This window comes from Janthinobacterium sp. UMAB-60 (genome assembly GCF_900095235.1).
Lineage (GTDB): Bacteria > Pseudomonadota > Gammaproteobacteria > Burkholderiales > Burkholderiaceae_D > Janthinobacterium.
On the sequence record NZ_LT607492.1, the window covers coordinates 58,876 to 75,230 of the forward strand.

Here is a 16,355-nt window from a genome sequence, read left to right on the forward strand (position 1 = left end):
AAAAGAGGCTTGCGCCTCTTTTTTTGTGTGCTTGCCCTACGCTTAGTTTTGCGTGAGGAAAGTCTTGAGTTTGTCCGAACGCGAAGGCTGGCGCAGCTTGCTCATGGCTTTCGCCTCGATCTGGCGGATGCGCTCGCGCGTCACGTCGAACTGCTTGCCCACTTCTTCCAGCGTGTGGTCGTTCGACATTTCCACGCCGTAACGCATGCGCAGCACTTTCGCTTCGCGCGGCGTCAGGGAATCGAGCACTTCCTTGATCACGTTGCGCATCGACGCATGCAGCGCGGCGTCCAGCGGCGCCAACGTCGTGTTGTCTTCGATGAAGTCGCCCAGTTGCGAATCGCCATCTTCGCCCATCGGCGTTTCCATGGAAATCGGCTCTTTCGCGATCTTCATGATCTCGCGCACCTTGTTTTCCGGCATTTCCATCTTGACGGCCAGGGTCGCCAGGTCCGGTTCGCTGCCCGTTTCCTGCATGATCTGGCGCGAGATGCGGTTCATCTTGTTGATCGTTTCGATCATGTGCACCGGCACGCGGATGGTGCGGGCCATGTCGGCGATCGAACGCGTGATGGCCTGGCGGATCCACCAGGTGGCGTAGGTCGAAAACTTGTAGCCGCGACGGTATTCGAATTTATCGACCGCCTTCAGCAGGCCGATGTTGCCTTCCTGGATCAGATCGAGGAATTGCAAGCCGCGGTTGATGTATTTCTTGGCGATCGAAATCACCAGACGCAAGTTGGCGACCGTCATTTCGCGTTTCGCGTGACGCGCGCGCTTTTCGCCGGCGGCCATCTGCTTGTTGATCTTGCGCAAGTCAGCCAATGGCAGTGCCACGCGCGCTTGCAGGTCGATCATCTTCTTTTGCAGTTCCTTGACGGCAGGCACGTTGCGGCTGAGGATGGCGCTGTACGGATACTTGCAATCGACTTCGCGGTCGACCCATTCCAGGTCGCATTCATTGCCCGGGAACACCTTGATGAAGTGGGCGCGCGGCATGCCGCATTTGTTCACGCACAGTTCCAGCACGGCGCGCTCGATGTGGCGCACTTCTTCCATCTGGCCGCGCAGGGTGTCGCACAGCTTTTCGACGACCTTGGCCGTGAAGCGGATGCCCAGCAATTCCTGCGAGATGGCTTCCTGCGCCTTGATGTAGGCTTTCGAGTTGTAGCCCTCGGGCGCCTTGCGCATCTTGTCGTACTGCGTCGAAATGACGTTGAATTTCTCCAACGCATTCTTTTTCAGCTGGGCCAGCTGTTCGCTGGAGAAACCGGCCGCGCCGCCATTGGCGTCGCCGTCTTCTTCCTCGGCTTCTTCTTCCTCTTCCTCGTCGTCACCGCTGGCGGCGGCGGGCGCGGGAGCGGCGGCGGGTGCCGGGGCATTGCTTTCGTTCAAGTCGACAAAGCCGTCGACCACTTCATCGACCTTGATTTCGTCGCGCGCGATCTTCTGCGACAAGGCGACGATTTCGCCGATGGTGGTGGGGCAGGCGGAAATGGCCTGAATCATGTCCTTCAGGCCGCCTTCGATGCGCTTGGCGATCTCGATCTCGCCTTCGCGCGTCAGCAGCGCCACGGCGCCCATTTCACGCATGTACATGCGCACGGGGTCGGTGGTGCGGCCGAAGTCGGAGTCGACCGTCGACAGGGCGGTCGCGGCAGCCGCTTCCACTTCATCGTCGCTGGTGACGGTGGCGACGTTGTCGGTCAACAACAGGCTTTCCGCGTCAGGGGCGCGCTCGTAGACGGCGATACCCATGTCGTTGAAGGTGGCGATGATGCCTTCGATCGCTTCCGGGTCGATGATGTTTTCCGGCAATTGGTCATTGATCTCGGCATAGGTGAGGAAGCCGCGTTCCTTGCCCATGTTGATCAAGCCCGTGATCTGCTTGCGGCGGCGTTCCAGGTCCGCTGCCGACGCTTCCGGATCGCCCAGCGCATCGGCCAGACCGCCCTTGGCCTTGCGATCGCGCGCTTTCGACACGGCCTTCAATTCGGCCCGTTCGACGGCGTTCAGTGCTGCCACTTCATCGTTTTCCGGCGTGAATTCGCTTGGCTTGCGGCCACGGCGGCCTGGCACCTTGACGGTCGGCAAGAAGTAATTCGAGGTATCGATGGCGGCCAGGGCATCGGCGTCCGTGGTCTTGCTGACCACTTGCGCGCCGGTGATGATGGTCACGGGCGCCGCTTCAGGCTTGGCGCGCACGACTTTCGAACGGGCTGCCGTCACCACTTTGTTCGTGGCGGCGCTTTCGCTGACCTTGCGCGGCGCGGCCGGGGCCTTGGCGCCGGGGGCGATCTTCACGCTCGGCGTCTTGACCGCTGCAGCGTCGGCCACTTCGGTCACTTCGGCAACGGCTTCGACAGCCGCCGCTGGCGCTTCGGCAGCCGACTCGGCCGGTGGCACGGCGGCCAGGCGCGAACGGCTTTTCTTGACCACCGTCACGACGGTGGGCGCCGTCGTGACGGTGGCTTCCGGATTCGCTTGCGCATTATCGATGAAGTAAGATAAAGTCGTTTTGGGTACGGCAAGTGGTGCCGCGGCTGGGCGTGGCGCCTTGGCGGACAACGTTAAAGTTTTTGGCGTATTCTTCATGAGATATCTCTTAATGCGAGACCAGATGGTGTCGGCGCGAAGTGAATGATTCCACCTAAGCCTGCGAAACCGGACTCGATGGAGCGTATTGTTGCGGCTGCCGTTAACGGCAGCGGCGCCTGCTTATCAGGGCGCTCAAAGCCCGCGCATCCCGTAATGAGGGCGGCGGGGCCGAAGCCGGATCAGATAAATAAGCGATGTACATTGCGGAATGAAAAAAAGCCCGTACCAGAACGGGCTTGAATCTATTGTTGTTCAGTGAAGACACAGCGGAGAGCAAGATTATGCACGAAGGCCAGTTATCTGGATAATTGATAAGCAAAATATCCGATATCAAAAATACTAATAATTGAGGCCCTGCACCGCACTGCTCCTATCCCCTGCACACCTGAGCCAGACCGTCAAACACGCGGTCCAGTCATCAGCGCAAGCCGACATTATACACATTTCCCGCATTTCGCGCTGCGGGCACTGTAGTACGGACCCGCTTATCTCTGTGCAAGTTGCCAAAAAAGACAATGCACTTGCCTGTGGCGCGTGCTATGCTCCCCTTTTATAGCCCAACCAATGATGTCGATGACCAGCTCCACGCCAGACCAGCAAGCCACCACTCCTGACACGCCAGTCGATGCAGCCCCAGCGGCGGCACCGGCCGTAGCGACCACGCCGGCGCCTGCCGGCCTGACCGCACGCGCCCTGCTGAAGCAGTTCCAGGAGCAATTCCCGCCATTCCGCGATTGCCTGCCCTTGTCGATCGGTATCGACAAGCAGATCCTGGCGCGCCTGCCGGACCTGGACCGCAAGCTGATGCGCACGGCATTGGGCATCCACACGGGTTCGCTGCGCTACCTGCGCATGATGGAAAAAGCCAAGATCCGCTACGACCTCGACGGCACGGCCGGCGCGGAAGTGACGCAAACCCACCGCGACCACGCCACGCAAGTATTGCAGCAGCGCTTCAAGAAAGAAGCCGAGCGCAAGAAAGCCGAACGCGACGCGGCCGCCGCCGAAGAAGCGAACCGTTTGCGCCTGGAAAAACTGAATCAGCTGACCGCGAAATTCTCGCGCAAAGGCTGATCCGGTTTCATGGACACAGCTGCCGCACCGCCACTGCCCCCGTATCAAGGCATTACACTCGAGCACGTCAAACTGGTACGCACCAGTGACGATGCCAGGGCAGCCATGGCCGCCCTGCTGGCCGCCGATGCCATCGGCTTCGACACGGAATCGAAGCCGACGTTCGTCAAGGGCGAGTCCTCCACGGGACCGCACCTGATCCAGCTGGCCACCGACGACATCGCCTACTTGTTCCAGGTGGGCAGCACACCGGCGCCGGCCCTGGCCGAACTCAAGGCCATCCTCGAATCGACCACCACTCTGAAGGTGGGCTTTGGCCTGTCCGACGACGTCAAGCGCCTGCGCAACAAGCTGGGCATTGCGCCAGCGCAGGTGCTGGACCTGTCCGTCGCCCTGCGCGGCGGCCAGCGCAACGACCTGGGCGCCAAGACGGCCGTGGCCAAGTTCTTCGGCCTGCACCTGCAGAAATCGAAAAAGATCTCCACCACCAACTGGGCCACCTCGCGCCTGACGGAAAAGCAGATCCTGTACGCGGCCGACGATGCGCAAGTGGCCCTGCGCGTGTACCGCCGCTGGATCGCCGACGGCGGTAAAGTCGCGCCGCAAAAAGCCCCGCGCGCCAGCACGCCGCCAGTCGCCGCCTGAGCCAGGCGCCTTTCTGTAACATGAGCAAGAGCAAGTCCATCGGCACCACGCCTGACGCGATCGCCGCCGCCGAACAGGCGCTGGGGCGAACGCTGCCCCCGTCCTACGTACAATGGTTATTGGTCAACAATGGCCGCGCGCTGGGCGCCTTGAGCGTGTTTCCCGTCTACGACGCGGACTATGCGCGCAAGACGTGGGAATCGATAGAGCGCCATTACCGCACGAGCTGGCAGGAATGGCTGGAGAATGTGGGCGCGAACGACAGCGATGCCGCTTCCCTGCTGCCCTTTGCCCAGTTCGGCACAGGCGATTACTATTGTTTTGATTATGCGCAAACGGGGCCCACCGGTGAACCGGTGGTCGTGCTGTGGTCGCACGAAACAGGCGCCACCAGCACGGTGGCGCCCGACTTTGCCGCCTTCCTGGTCCTGCCCGGCCGTCCGGGATGAAACACGGCGGCCGACGCAAGCTTATTTGACGAGGCGCAAGGTCAAGGGATAACGGTAAGTGATGCCATTGCTGGCCTTGACGGCGGCAATGATGGAAAACACCAGATTGCCCAGCGCCACCAGCCAGAACATAAAAATGCCGATGATGACGAAAGTCAGGATAAAGCAGACGACGTACCAGATGATCAGGGTGATCTGGAAATTCAGCGCTTCGCGGGCGTTCTCAGCCGAAAATTTATCCGCATCATCCTTCTTGATCAAATAAATGATCAGCGGCGCCACCCAGCTGGTGAACAGGCCGCCAATATGGGACAGGATGGCGATCGTCGTATCTTGCGTACGACCCACTTCCGGCTGCGTGTTATCCATTATCATTCCCATCATTAGTTATAGATACATCAATATAACAGTAATATTTCTTTTTGAAATGAAACACTTGCTGCCGCAAGGGACTTTTTTCATGCGGCGCTTGCCGCCGCCAACGCCAGCCGCCCCAGCGTGGCGATGGCTTCTTCCAGCTGCGGACTCCACGGGTGGCCGTAATTGAGACGGATGCAATGGCGAAACGCGCGCGTGGCGGAAAAGATGGGACCGGGCGCGATGCTGATGCCGGCCGCCAGCGCGCTGCGGTGCAAGGCCAGCGCATCGATGCCCACCGGCATTTCCACCCAGACGAAATAGCCGCCCTGCGGCCGCGTGACCCGCGTGCCGGGCGGAAAATGCACGGCGATGGCTTGCAGCATGGTGTTTTGCTGCGCCGCCAGGGTCAGCCGCAACTGGCGCAAATGGCGGTCGTAGCCGCCGTGCGCCAGGTAATCGGCCAGCGCCATCTGCAGCGGTATCGGCGCCGAGAGGCTCGTCGTCAGCTTCAGGCGCTCGACCTGGCGCGCATGGCGGCCCGCCACGGCCCAGCCCAGGCGGAAACCGGGCGCCAGGGTCTTGGAAAACGAGCTGCAATGCATGACCATGCCCGCGCTGTCATGGCTTTTCGTCAGGCCGGGGCGCTGCTTGCCGAAATACAGCTCGCCATACACATCATCTTCGATCAGCGGCACGCCATGGCGCGCCAGCAGTTCCACCAATGCGCGCTTCTTTTCCGGCGGCATCAGGCTGCCCAGCGGATTCTGGAAACTCGTCATCAGCCAGCACGCCTTGGGCTGGTGGCGTTGCAGCAACTCTTCCAGCGCCGCCAGGTCGACGCCGTCGCGCGGGCTGGTGGCGATCTCGACGGCCTTGAGTTCCAGCCGCTCCAGCGCCTGCAGGCAGGCATAGAAGCTGGGCGACTCGATCAGCACCGTGTCGCCGGGCCGCGTGACGGCTTGCAGGCACAGGTTCAGCGCTTCCAGCGCGCCATTCGTGATGACGATGTCGTCGCTGGAAACAAGCACGCCGTCGAGCTGGTAGCGCAGCGCGATCTGGCGGCGCAATTCCGCATTGCCCAGGGATAAATCCGTGACCGTGCTCCACGGATCGAGGCGGCGCATGCTGGCCGACACGGCCCGCGCCAGCCGTTCCATCGGGAACAGATGCGGGCTGGGAAAGGCCGAGCCGAACGGTACGATATCGCGCGCGCCCACGGCGCCCAGCACCTCGAACACGAGGTCGCTGACGTCGACGGTGGTGCTGGCGTCGAGCGGGCGCGAACTGTCCGGCTCGGGCGCCAGCGCGGCGCGCTGCGGCGCCACGTAATAGCCGGAGCGGGGCCGCGAGACGATCATGCCGCGCGCTTCGAGCAAATAATACGCCTGGAACACCGTCGACGGGCTCACGCCGCGCCGCGCATGCTGCTGGCGCACGGAAGGCAACTTATCACCAGGCAGCAACAGCTGCGTGCTGATCATGGCGGCGACTTCTTCCGCCAATTCCTCATATCGTTTCAACCTTGCTCCTCAAACTGATCCGTATTTTTATTGCACAACTGATCCTGTCACAGTGACAGCGCCCGTTATATGCTAGGGTAACAACATCCGGGCAGCAACACCGGCATGCCACCGACCGACGAGACAGGTTACTTTCCCATGCAACTCTCCATGCTACCGCATTCCCCCCTCGTACTGGTGCTGGCCCTGGCTTGCGCCTTGCCCGGCATGGCGCTGGCCGCACCGGCCAGCGTGCCAGCCGGCCACGACAGCCTGGAACAGCGCATCAAGGCGTGCACGGCCTGCCATGCGCCCAAGGAACGCCACGACGCCTTCTTCCCCCGCATCGCCGGCAAGCCGGCCGGCTACCTGTACAACCAGTTGCTCAATTTCCGCGAGGGAAGGCGCCAGTATCCGATGATGAACTACATGGTCGAGCACTTGCCGGACGATTACCTGCGCGAAATCGCCGAGTATTTTGCGGCGCAGCACCCCGCCCCGCCGCCGGGCCAGCCCAGCAACGCCGGCACGACAGCCCTGGCGCGCGGCAAACAGCTGGTGCTGCACGGGGACAGCGGGAAAAAGATTCCCGCCTGCATCGCCTGCCATGGCGAGAAGCTGGCCGGCGTGGCGCCCGCCATCCCCGGCTTGCTGGGCTTGCCGCGCGACTACATCAACGCCCAACTGGGCGCCTGGAAGAACGGCATCCGCCGCGCCCATGCGCCCGACTGCATGGCGCAAGTGGCGCAGCGCCTGTCGGACGCGGACGTGGGCGCCGTCTCGGCCTGGCTGGGCACGCAAGTGGCCAGCGCCGACGCGCGCCCCGCCAGCGACATCGCCCTGCCCCTGCCGCTGCACTGCGGCGGCGTGCCGGGTTCTGCCGCGCAGGTGGCGCCATGAAGAAATGGATGATCGCGGCCGGCCTGGTGCTGATCGCCGGCGGCTCCAAGTTCCTGCTGTACCCGGACGACGACATCGGCCCGCCCGCCGTTGCCAGCACCCTGAGCCAGCAACAGCTGGTCGCGCGCGGCGCCTACCTGGCCAAGGCGGGCGATTGCATGGCGTGCCACACGACGCGCGGCGGCGTGCCCTACGCGGGCGGACGGGCCTTGCAGACGCCGTTCGGCAAGGTGCTCTCGCCCAACCTCACGGCCGACAGGGAAACGGGCATCGGCAGCTGGACGGCCGACGATTTCTGGCGCGCCATCCACAACGGCAAGTCGAAGGATGGCCGCCTGCTGTATCCGGCCTTTCCGTACACCAGCTACACCAAGGTGCAGCGCGAGGACAGCGACGCCCTGTACGCGTATTTCCAGAGCGTGCCGCCGCACCGGCAAGCGAACGCGCCGCACGCGCTGCGCTTTCCCTACAACCAGCAACTCGCGCTGGCCGCCTGGCGCGCGCTGTATTTCAAGCCGGGCGTATACCAGCCGCTCACCAGTAAAAGCATGGAGTGGAACCGCGGCGCCTACCTGGTGCAGGGCCTGGGCCACTGCAGCGCCTGCCATAGCAGCCGCACCACCCTGGGCGGCAGCGACGACGGCCTGTCCGGCGGCCTGATCCCCGTGCTGGGCTGGTATGCGCCCTCGCTGACGTCGGACGCGGAAGCGGGCCTGGGCGACTGGGACACGGCGCATATCGTGGAATTGCTGCAAACGGGCGTCTCGCCGCGCGCCACCGTCTTCGGCCCGATGGCCGAGGTGGTGCGGCAAAGCTTGCAGCACATGGGCACCACCGACGTGCAGGCGATGGCCGTGTACCTGAAAAGCCTGCCCGGCCCTGCGCAAGCGGCGAAAAAGGTGCCGCGCGACACCTCGGAGCAAGTTCGGCAGCAACTGGCGCTGGGCGCGAAATTGTATGAGGCGCAATGCGCGAGCTGCCACCAGGCCGACGGCAAGGGCGTGCCGCCCGGCTACCCGCCGCTGGCCGGCAACCGCGCGCTGACGACGGACTCGGCCGTGAACGCCATCCGCCTCGTGCTCAACGGCGGCTTTGCGCCCGGCACCAGCGGCAACCCGCGCCCCTACGGCATGCCGCCGTTCGGCCCCGTCATGGATGACGCGGAAGTGGCGGCCGTGGTGACGTATCTGCGCGCGTCGTGGGGCAATGATGCTCCGGCGGTGTCGGCGCTGGAGGTAAACAAGTACCGCAGCGTGCCGCTGGAGTAGCAGACATGAAAAAGCCGGCTCGCGCCGGCTTTTTTCTTGTCAGGCAGTCGTTCTCAACGGAACTTGCTTTTATGTCCCGTTTTCAGATCCAGCGCATAGCGCACGCCGTTGTCCGTCAGCATGACTTCATCGGGCGGCTCCTCGCCGGCCAGGGCGCCGTCGATCAGGGGCAAGCCTTCGCCCTTGCGCATCAGGTCGTCGCAGCGCTCATACACGTTCGCACAGCCCGTGGAAGCCATCAGCGATTGCACGATGGCCACTTTCCACGCGTCGACGCCGCCGGCGTTGAATTCGCAGATCAGATAGCCTTGCACGCCGCCGAACAGCTGTACCACCAGGCCCGGCAAGCCCTCGTCTTCGCCCTTGATCAGGGTCAGCAGCTGGTTTTCGCCCGCCTTCTTGATGGCCGGCAGTTTTTTCTCGATGGCGGCCTTGACGCGGCGCTTGATCAGCGCGTGGTCGACCGGTTCGTCTTCCTTGAAGCTCCAGATGCGCGCGCGGATCTGCGACTTCGAATTGTAGGCGGCGCGGGCGATGAATTGCTTCGAAGAACTCTGCACGATGGCCGTCGAGCCAGGCTTCATTTTTTCCTGCGGCTTGCCTTCGACTTTTTCAATCGCGGACGCGTAAATCCACGATTGGCCCAGCAAGCTCTTTTCCTTGCCCTGTTTGATGGTGATGATCAGCATGTAATTCCAGTAGTGTGAGCGGCGCGTACCGCTCGTCGTATGTCCAATACCGGCATGATACCTCATGCCATCCTGTCGCATCCTCCTGCATTCCATGCCGCTGCCGGCGCAGTCTGTCGCAGCGCGGTCCGCGGGCGCCACCGGCTGGCATACCATGCCTGCAGTCCAATTCAAAACAGGGAGCAAGAATGACACAGCCACTTTTCCACCCGTGCCACCGCCGCCACGCTGGCGCCGCCACCGCCCTGCTGCTGGCCGTTTGCGCCCTGGCCATCCCGGCCGCGCCGGCGCTGGCGTCGCCGCTCGACTGGATCTCCAGCAACGGCATCCAGGGCAGCGGCAAGCTGCAAAAACAGACGCGCGAAGTGGGCAGCTTCCATGGCGTGGCGCTGAATGTGCCGGGCACGGTCGAATTGCGTATTGGCAACACGGACAGCATCACCATCGAGGCCGACGACAATATCCTGCCGCTGATCGAGACGGTGGTGGAAAACGGTACCCTGCGCATCCGCCCCGCCAGGCGCAATACGTTTTTCCGCCAGAGCAACCTGACCATCGTCATCCAGGCGCGCCAGGTGGAACGCATCAGCGTGGGCGGCTCGGGCAGCATCACGGCAACGGGCTTGCGCGCCGAGAAGCTGCGCTTCGACGTGGGCGGTTCCGGCTCCATCGATGCGCGCGAGCTCGACAGCCGCCAGGTGGCTGTGGCCATCGGCGGCAGCGGCAACTTCAAGGCCAGCGGCAAGACGGAGCAGCTGACGGCGTCGATCGGCGGCTCGGGCAATATCCAGGCAGGCCGCCTGGCCGCGCGCGAGGTGCAGGTGAGCATCGGCGGCTCGGGCGAGGCGCAAGTATGGGCCAAGGAAGACCTGAGCATCAGCATCGGCGGCTCGGGCGAAGTGAGCTACTACGGCGACCCGCGCATCAGCCGCAGCATGCAGCGCTCAAGCAGCATCAAGCGCCTGGGTGGCGCGCCGAATTAGGCCGTCAGGCTGTCCAGCACGGCGGCCAGCTCGCGCGTGGCCGCCTCGCCCAGCGGCTGCAGCGGCGCTCGCGGCGTACCCACATCAAAGCCCCGCAGCGCCAGCCCCGCCTTGACGGTGGGCGGCAAGCCCCCTTTCATCAGGCATTGCAGCAATGGCAATTGCCGGAAGAACAGTTCGCGCGCCTGTGGCAAGTCGCCCGCCTGCACGGCCGCATACAGGGCCAGCGGCAAGCCCGCATGCAGGTTGGGCGCGGCCGTGCACCAGCCGCGGGCGCCGGCCGCCAGCGCGGCGAAGGCCAGGGTGTTGCTGCCGTTATAGAACGGCAACTCGCCCCCGCTCAGCTGCGCCAGCCGGTGCATGCGCTGGATGTCGCCCGTGCTTTCCTTGACCATCGTCACATTCGGCACCTCGCGCCAGATGCGCACGATCAACTCGGGCGACATGTCGATACCGCTGGTGGCCGGATTGTTGTACAGCATGATCGGAATACCCACGGCAGCGCCGATGCGCGCCACGTGGCGCACGATTTCTTCCTCGCTCAGTTTCCAGTACGACACCGGCAAGACCATCACGGCGTCGGCGCCCTGCTTTTCCGCAAAGCGGGCGCGGCGCATGGCGCCCGCCGTGGTCAGGTCGGAAATGCCCACCACCGTGGACACGCGCCTGGCGACGGCGGCCAGCGAGGTGGCGGCGACGGCATCCCATTCCCCGTCCTGCAGGTAGGCGCTCTCGCCCGTGCTGCCCAGCGGGGCGATGCTGTGCACGCCGTCGGCGATCAGGCGCTCGATCAATTGCCGCAGGCGCGGCAAGTCAACGTCGCCGCCGTCGGCCGTGAATGGGGTGACAGGGTAGGCAATGATGCCTTGAAATAAGGTTTGCATGATGTGGTGTCCTCCAGTGAATGTCGTTAAGCCAGGCAATCGGCATGCTGGCGCAGGGCGCGCCGCGCGTAATAGGCGAAGGTCACGCTGTCGCGCCGCGCCGTGGAAATCCAGTCGTGCGCCTCGCGCGCCAGGGCCGGCGGCAGCGGCAGGATGGTGCCGGCGGCCATGGCCAGCAATTGCAGGCGGGCTGCCCGTTCCATCAGCAAGGCCAGCATGCACGCCTCTTCCACCGTGCGGCCCACCACCAGCTGGCCGTGATGGGCCAGCAGGATGGCGCGCTTGTCGCCCAGGGCGCTGGCGATGATCTCGCCCTCTTCATTTCCTACCGGCACGCCCGGCCACGAGGGCAGGAAGGCGCAATCGTCGAACAGGGGGCAGGTATCCATGTGCGACACGATCAGCGGCTGCTCCAGCATCGACAGCGCCGCCACGTGCGTGGGATGCGTGTGGATGATGCAGGCCACGTCCGGGCGCTGGCGGTAGATCCAGCTGTGGAAACGGTTGGCCGGGTTGGGAATGCCCTCGCCGTGCACCACGCGCAGGTCGTGGTCGACCTCGATCAGGTTGCTGGCCGTGATTTCATCGAAGCCCAGGCCCAGCTGTTGCGTGTAAAACGTGCCGTCCTGGCCGCCACGGCAGCTGATCTGCCCTGCCAGGCCGGAATCATGCCCGCCATCGAACAGGATGCGGCAGGCCAGCGCCAGGGTTTGCCGCGCCGACCACGGGCTGTCCTGCGTGACGCTGGCCAGACGCCGCTCGGCGATGGCCACCAGTGCGTCTTTCGACAAGGCCAGGCTGGCGCCCGGGGCGGCCACTTCATACGGAGTATTTTGCTGCATCGTTGATCCTTCACTCATGCTGACTACGCTTCCCGGCATGCACGGCAGTGGCCGCGCAACCCAATCCAAGGAAACTGAGTGTATTTTAGGACACTTTGTGTCATGAGGTACAATAGTTTTTTTAAATCGACCGATGCAACCATGGCTATGCGTCTGAAACTGCTGAGAAAACACAAGGGCTGGACCCTGGAACAGCTGGCGGAAAAAAGCGGCTTGACGAAGAGTTACCTGTCCAAGGTGGAGCGGGGCCTGAGCGTGCCCTCGATCGCCGTGGCGCTGAAACTGTCGCACGCGATGCAGGTGGATGTGGAGCAGCTGTTCAGCGACAGCCACCGGCAGGCGGCCGTCACCATCACGCGCGCCGGCGATCCGGCCAGCGCGGGCGCGATGCCGCCGCTGCCGCATTTCGCCAGCATCGCGGCCGGCGTGGCACCGAAGAAAATGCTGCCCTTCATGGTCTATCCGGCGCCCGATTTCGTCGCCTCCGCCTTCAAGGAACATGCCGGCGAGGAATTCCTGTTCGTGCACCAGGGCACGATTGAAATCGAATTTCCCCAGGAAACCGTGCAGTTGCACACGGGCGACTCCGTGTATTTCAACGCCCTGATTCCGCATCGCACGCGCAGCATCGGCGCACAGCAGGCGCAGTTGCTGGTGATCGTCAGCAACGACGAAGACGCGGCCCCATAAAAGCGGTGCCGCAACGCAAAAAGCCCGGAGCGCTCCGGGCTTTTTGCGTTTCAAACAGTCAACATCAGCGCGCCGGCTTCACCGGTTCGCGGTCGATCAAGACCGTGTTGACGCTGTCGGTCAGCCAGATCTGGCCATCCTGGATCGTGCATTGCAGCTGCATGTTGCGCTGTGCCAGCTTGCTCATGTCTTGCGCCGCCTCGGATGGCAGGTTGATGACGGTCAAGTTCTTCGCCCGTTCCAGCTTGTTGGCGATCTGCTTCCACCAGATGTGGCTGGTTGCGCCGTAGCTATACACGATGACCTGTTCCGAACGCCCGCACGCCTTCAGGATGCGCTTTTCGTCGGGCTGGCCCACTTCGATCCACAGCTGGATGGCGCCCGTCAGGTCCTTCTGCCACAGGTCGGGCTCTTCCGTGTCGAACAAGCCCTTGGTGAAGGTCAGCGCCTCGTCGGCGTGGATGGCGAACGCCAGCAGGCGCACCATCATGCGCTCATCCGTTTCGGACGGGTGGCGCGCCAGGGTCAGCGCGTGATCCTGGTAGTAATTGCGGTCCATGTCGGCGATCTGCAGATCGGCTTTGAAAATTGTTGCTTTGAGGGCCATCGTGTTTCTGTCTCGGTAAAGTGAATAGTGAAGTCGGTATCAGCGGAAAACCACCGTCTTGTCGCCATTTTTCAGGATGCGGTGCTCAACGAACCATTTCACGGCGCGCGCCAGCACCACGCACTCGACGTCGCGGCCGATGGCCGTCAGGGTGTCGGCATCCATCGCATGGTCGACGCGCTCGACATCCTGCTCGATGATCGGGCCTTCGTCCAGGTCGCCCGTGACGAAATGGGCCGTCGCGCCGATCAGCTTGACGCCGCGGTGGTGCGCCTGCGCATACGGCTTGGCGCCCTTGAAGCTGGGCAGGAATGAATGGTGAATATTGATGGCGCGGCCGTCGAGCGCCTGGCACAGGCCGGGCGACAGGATTTGCATGTAGCGCGCCAGCACCACTAGGTCGATCTTGTGCGTGTCCATCAGCTCGATGATCTTCGCTTCCTGCGCCAGCTTGGCCGCTTCCGGCGCGCCGGCCGCCAGCGGCAGGTGGTGGAAGGGAATATTGTAGCTGGCCGCCAGCTGGTAGAACTCCATGTGGTTCGAGACGATGGCGGGGATTTCCACGTTCAGCAAGCCGCTCTTGTAGCGGAACAGCAAATCGTTCAGGCAATGGCCGATCTTCGACACCATCAGCATGACGCGCGGCTTGACGCGTGCATCGTGCAATTGGCCATGGAATTGGCCATTGAGCTGCATGACTTGCGACAGGTCGGCGAAGTCGCTGCGCAACTGGGCGTCGCTGACGGCGCCGTCTTCCAGCGCGAAATGTACGCGCATGAAGAACAGCTGGGATTCCTGGTCGCCGAACTGGGCGGAATCGAGGATGTTGCAGCCGTGTTCGGCCAGAAAGCCGGACACGCGGTGCACGATGCCGCGCTGGTCCAGGCAGGACAGGGTCAGGATGTATTCGGGATGCGTCATGGTCGCGGAATAAGGCAAAAAATAGGGCTATGCTCGGCTCAGCCACGCGCGCCGGCCATCGGCTGCGCTGCCGCGAGCCGGCTATTGTCGCACGGCCGGGCCTGTAAACCTGCATTTTCCACACAAGCAGCGTGGCTGCCCGCAGCGGCAAGCTGATTGACGTTCCTTTGATCTGGCACAAAGCCATCGCGTTTTTCCATCTGCCAGGCGCCATTCTCGCGCCAAACCCGCCTCCCGCGTGGAACCTGGCACGCCGTCCGGCGTCTATCTCTTTGCTTGTTTCAGCACACGTCGCATCCGGTACACCGGGTGTTTCTCGGACCAGATTTTCATTGAGGTAGAACATGTTCACAAACAGTATTTCCCCCAGTCTCAGCCCCGCCCTGAAGTCCCACCTGGAGGCCCAGTGCAATTTCGCCACAGAACTATCGCGCAAGCTGTTCGATACGGCGCAGCAACTGAGCGAGCTGCATCTGCGGCTGGCGCAAGACTTGCTGCAGGAATGGAGCAACGCCAGCCAGCAACTGCTGTCCGCGCGCGACACGGGCGAGTTCATGTCGCTGGCCGCCGCCCAGTTGCAGCCGGGCAGCAACAAGCTGCACCAATACCAGCAGCAACTCGGCAATCTCGTCGCCAGCGCCAATGTCGAGATGAACCGCACGGCAGAGAACCACCTGCCCGAAACGAGCCGCACGGCCGTGGCCTTCGCTGACGAAGTAGTGCGCAAGACGGCCGAAGAAACAGAAAAAGCCACGCAGCGCCAGCGTGACATGATCGAAAAAATGCACGCCACGGGCCGCAGCGACGGTGTAGCCCGCGGTCGCGAGAGCAGCCGGCAATCCGATCAGGCACATTGAACACCCCCACTCGACAGCAAGGAGAGCGACATGGCTAGCAATCAAGGTAATGAACAGGGCAAGGGCGCTGGCAGCAGCCAGAAAGCCGGCGAAGCGGGCAGCGCCAAAGGCACGAGCAAGCGCGGTTTCGCCGCCATGAACGAAGAGCAGCAACGCGAAATCGCCAGCAAGGGCGGTCAGGCAGCCCATCAAAAGGGCACGGCGCATGAATTCGACTCGGAAGAAGCACGCCGGGCCGGACAGAAAGGCGGCGAAGCCGTCAGCCGTAACCGCGAACACATGGCCGAAATCGGCCGCAAGGGCGGCGAAAGCCGGCAATCGGCCCAGCGCGCCAATGAAAGCCGCGGCAGCACGGCGGCACGCGGCGGCGGCGCCGAGCAACAACAGTCGAAGGCTGGCCGGCAGGGCAACAAGGACGAAGACGACAAGGGCTGACCTGGCTGATCTGGCACGCGGCTTGACGACGGCGCGGGGCGGCCCTGGCAGCCCCGTGCCGGGGCTGGCACAGCGTGGGGCGCGGCGGTATGGTATTCTCGCCTTACTGACACATTCGCGCCCCGCCCCGCCCTTCCCCGCATGCAGCCATCCCTGAAATACCTGAGCGCCTATTCCGAACAAACGCAAGCGCAAGTACAACAACTGATCGCGCAGGACAAGCTGGGCGAAGTCCTGTTAAAACGCTACCCGCATGCGCACGATGTGCGCAACGACAAGGCGTTGTACCAGTACGTGCAAGACTTGAAGAATGAATTCCTGCGCAATGCCGAACCCATCAACAAAGTGGCGTTCGACAGCAAGATCCACGTGATCCAGCATGCGCTGGGCTTGCATACCTCGATCTCGCGCGTGCAGGGCGGCAAGCTCAAGGCCAAGCATGAAATCCGCGTGGCCACCATGTTCAAGGAAGTGCCGCTGGAATTTCTGCGCATGATCGCCGTGCACGAACTGGCGCATGTAAAAGAAAAGCAGCACGACAAGCCGTTCTACAAGCTGTGCACGTATATGGAACCGCAATACCACCAGTACGAATTCGACGTGCGCCTGTACCTGACCCAGCTCGACCTGTCAGGCCAGCGCCTGTGGTCGTGA

The 16,355-nt window shown here is 63.2% G+C and carries 18 protein-coding genes; 10 read left to right on the top strand and 8 right to left on the bottom strand.

Translation table 11 applies throughout. The features are described 5' to 3' along the window. Window positions 1–42 precede the first annotated feature (42 nt). Entirely contained in the window at window positions 43–2,595 is a 2,553-nt protein-coding gene (rpoD, locus tag K0F86_RS17640) for an RNA polymerase sigma factor RpoD (RefSeq protein WP_219135613.1), read from the bottom strand. A 567-nt stretch (window positions 2,596–3,162) separates the two neighbouring features. On the opposite strand from rpoD, the gene K0F86_RS17645 reads away from it, so the two are divergent. Genes K0F86_RS17645 through K0F86_RS17655 form a run of 3 tightly spaced genes read left to right on the top strand, consistent with a single transcriptional unit; the run spans window position 3,163 to window position 4,766 of the window. Continuing rightward, a complete protein-coding gene (locus K0F86_RS17645; RefSeq protein WP_219135614.1) occupies window positions 3,163–3,672 on the top strand; it encodes a ProQ/FINO family protein in 510 nt (169 codons plus the stop codon). A 9-nt stretch (window positions 3,673–3,681) separates the two neighbouring features. Further along, the gene (locus tag K0F86_RS17650) at window positions 3,682–4,317 is read left to right on the top strand and encodes a 3'-5' exonuclease (protein ID WP_219135615.1); all 636 of its coding nucleotides are present in this window, start codon (window positions 3,682–3,684) and stop codon (window positions 4,315–4,317) included. A 20-nt stretch (window positions 4,318–4,337) separates the two neighbouring features. Continuing rightward, the gene (locus K0F86_RS17655; protein ID WP_219135616.1) at window positions 4,338–4,766 is read left to right on the top strand and encodes an SMI1/KNR4 family protein; all 429 of its coding nucleotides are present in this window, start codon (window positions 4,338–4,340) and stop codon (window positions 4,764–4,766) included. A gap of 21 nt (window positions 4,767–4,787) precedes the next feature. Here K0F86_RS17655 and K0F86_RS17660 read toward each other — a convergent pair whose 3' ends face one another. Both K0F86_RS17660 and K0F86_RS17665 read right to left on the bottom strand, forming a co-directional pair. Beyond that, window positions 4,788–5,135 carry a DUF4870 domain-containing protein gene (locus K0F86_RS17660; protein ID WP_219135617.1) on the bottom strand — a complete coding sequence of 116 codons (348 nt, stop codon included), beginning with the start codon at window positions 5,133–5,135 and terminating at the stop codon, window positions 4,788–4,790. An 89-nt stretch (window positions 5,136–5,224) separates the two neighbouring features. Then, on the bottom strand, window positions 5,225–6,646 hold the full coding sequence (locus K0F86_RS17665; RefSeq protein WP_219135618.1) for a PLP-dependent aminotransferase family protein: 1,422 nt from the start codon (window positions 6,644–6,646) through the stop codon (window positions 5,225–5,227). A 150-nt stretch (window positions 6,647–6,796) separates the two neighbouring features. Here K0F86_RS17665 and K0F86_RS17670 point away from each other — a divergent pair, with 150 nt between their 5' ends. Both K0F86_RS17670 and K0F86_RS17675 read left to right on the top strand, forming a co-directional pair. Further along, entirely contained in the window at window positions 6,797–7,525 is a 729-nt protein-coding gene (locus K0F86_RS17670) for a c-type cytochrome (protein ID WP_219135619.1), read from the top strand. Further along, a complete protein-coding gene (locus K0F86_RS17675) occupies window positions 7,522–8,793 on the top strand; it encodes a cytochrome c (protein ID WP_219135620.1) in 1,272 nt (423 codons plus the stop codon). Before K0F86_RS17670 ends, K0F86_RS17675 begins: the two co-directional genes overlap by 4 nt. 53 nt (window positions 8,794–8,846) lie before the next feature. Here the strand turns inward: K0F86_RS17675 and K0F86_RS17680 are convergent, their stop codons facing one another. Further along, window positions 8,847–9,482, bottom strand: a complete 636-nt coding sequence (locus K0F86_RS17680; RefSeq protein WP_034758744.1) for an SAM-dependent methyltransferase — start codon at window positions 9,480–9,482, stop codon at window positions 8,847–8,849. Between the two features lie 188 nt (window positions 9,483–9,670). Here K0F86_RS17680 and K0F86_RS17685 point away from each other — a divergent pair, with 188 nt between their 5' ends. Continuing rightward, on the top strand, window positions 9,671–10,465 hold the full coding sequence (locus tag K0F86_RS17685; protein WP_219135621.1) for a head GIN domain-containing protein: 795 nt from the start codon (window positions 9,671–9,673) through the stop codon (window positions 10,463–10,465). Here K0F86_RS17685 and K0F86_RS17690 read toward each other — a convergent pair. Continuing rightward, entirely contained in the window at window positions 10,462–11,349 is an 888-nt protein-coding gene (locus tag K0F86_RS17690) for a dihydrodipicolinate synthase family protein (RefSeq protein ID WP_219135622.1), read from the bottom strand. The genes K0F86_RS17685 and K0F86_RS17690 overlap by 4 nt on opposite strands. Before the next feature lie 26 nt (window positions 11,350–11,375). After that, a complete protein-coding gene (locus tag K0F86_RS17695) occupies window positions 11,376–12,191 on the bottom strand; it encodes an aldolase (RefSeq protein WP_219135623.1) in 816 nt (271 codons plus the stop codon). Between the two features lie 141 nt (window positions 12,192–12,332). Between K0F86_RS17695 and K0F86_RS17700 the strand changes: the two genes are divergently transcribed. Beyond that, entirely contained in the window at window positions 12,333–12,881 is a 549-nt protein-coding gene (locus K0F86_RS17700; RefSeq protein ID WP_219135624.1) for a helix-turn-helix domain-containing protein, read from the top strand. Window positions 12,882–12,945: 64 nt separating this feature from the next. On the opposite strand, the gene K0F86_RS17705 is transcribed toward K0F86_RS17700, so the two are convergent. Continuing rightward, window positions 12,946–13,488: a YaeQ family protein gene (locus K0F86_RS17705; protein WP_034758748.1), complete on the bottom strand. Its 543-nt coding sequence runs from the start codon at window positions 13,486–13,488 to the stop codon at window positions 12,946–12,948. A 39-nt stretch (window positions 13,489–13,527) separates the two neighbouring features. Continuing rightward, window positions 13,528–14,409, bottom strand: a complete 882-nt coding sequence (gene purU / locus K0F86_RS17710; protein ID WP_219135625.1) for a formyltetrahydrofolate deformylase — start codon at window positions 14,407–14,409, stop codon at window positions 13,528–13,530. A gap of 344 nt (window positions 14,410–14,753) precedes the next feature. Here purU and K0F86_RS17715 point away from each other — a divergent pair, with 344 nt between their 5' ends. The 3 genes from K0F86_RS17715 to K0F86_RS17725 all read left to right on the top strand — a co-directional run bounded on the left by K0F86_RS17715 (window position 14,754) and on the right by K0F86_RS17725 (window position 16,355). Further along, a complete protein-coding gene (locus tag K0F86_RS17715; protein ID WP_219135626.1) occupies window positions 14,754–15,266 on the top strand; it encodes a phasin family protein in 513 nt (170 codons plus the stop codon). Between the two features lie 30 nt (window positions 15,267–15,296). Beyond that, window positions 15,297–15,701: a KGG domain-containing protein gene (locus K0F86_RS17720; protein ID WP_219135627.1), complete on the top strand. Its 405-nt coding sequence runs from the start codon at window positions 15,297–15,299 to the stop codon at window positions 15,699–15,701. A gap of 141 nt (window positions 15,702–15,842) precedes the next feature. Next, complete coding sequence (locus K0F86_RS17725; RefSeq protein WP_100876278.1) at window positions 15,843–16,355, top strand: YgjP-like metallopeptidase domain-containing protein; 513 nt, start codon at window positions 15,843–15,845, stop codon at window positions 16,353–16,355.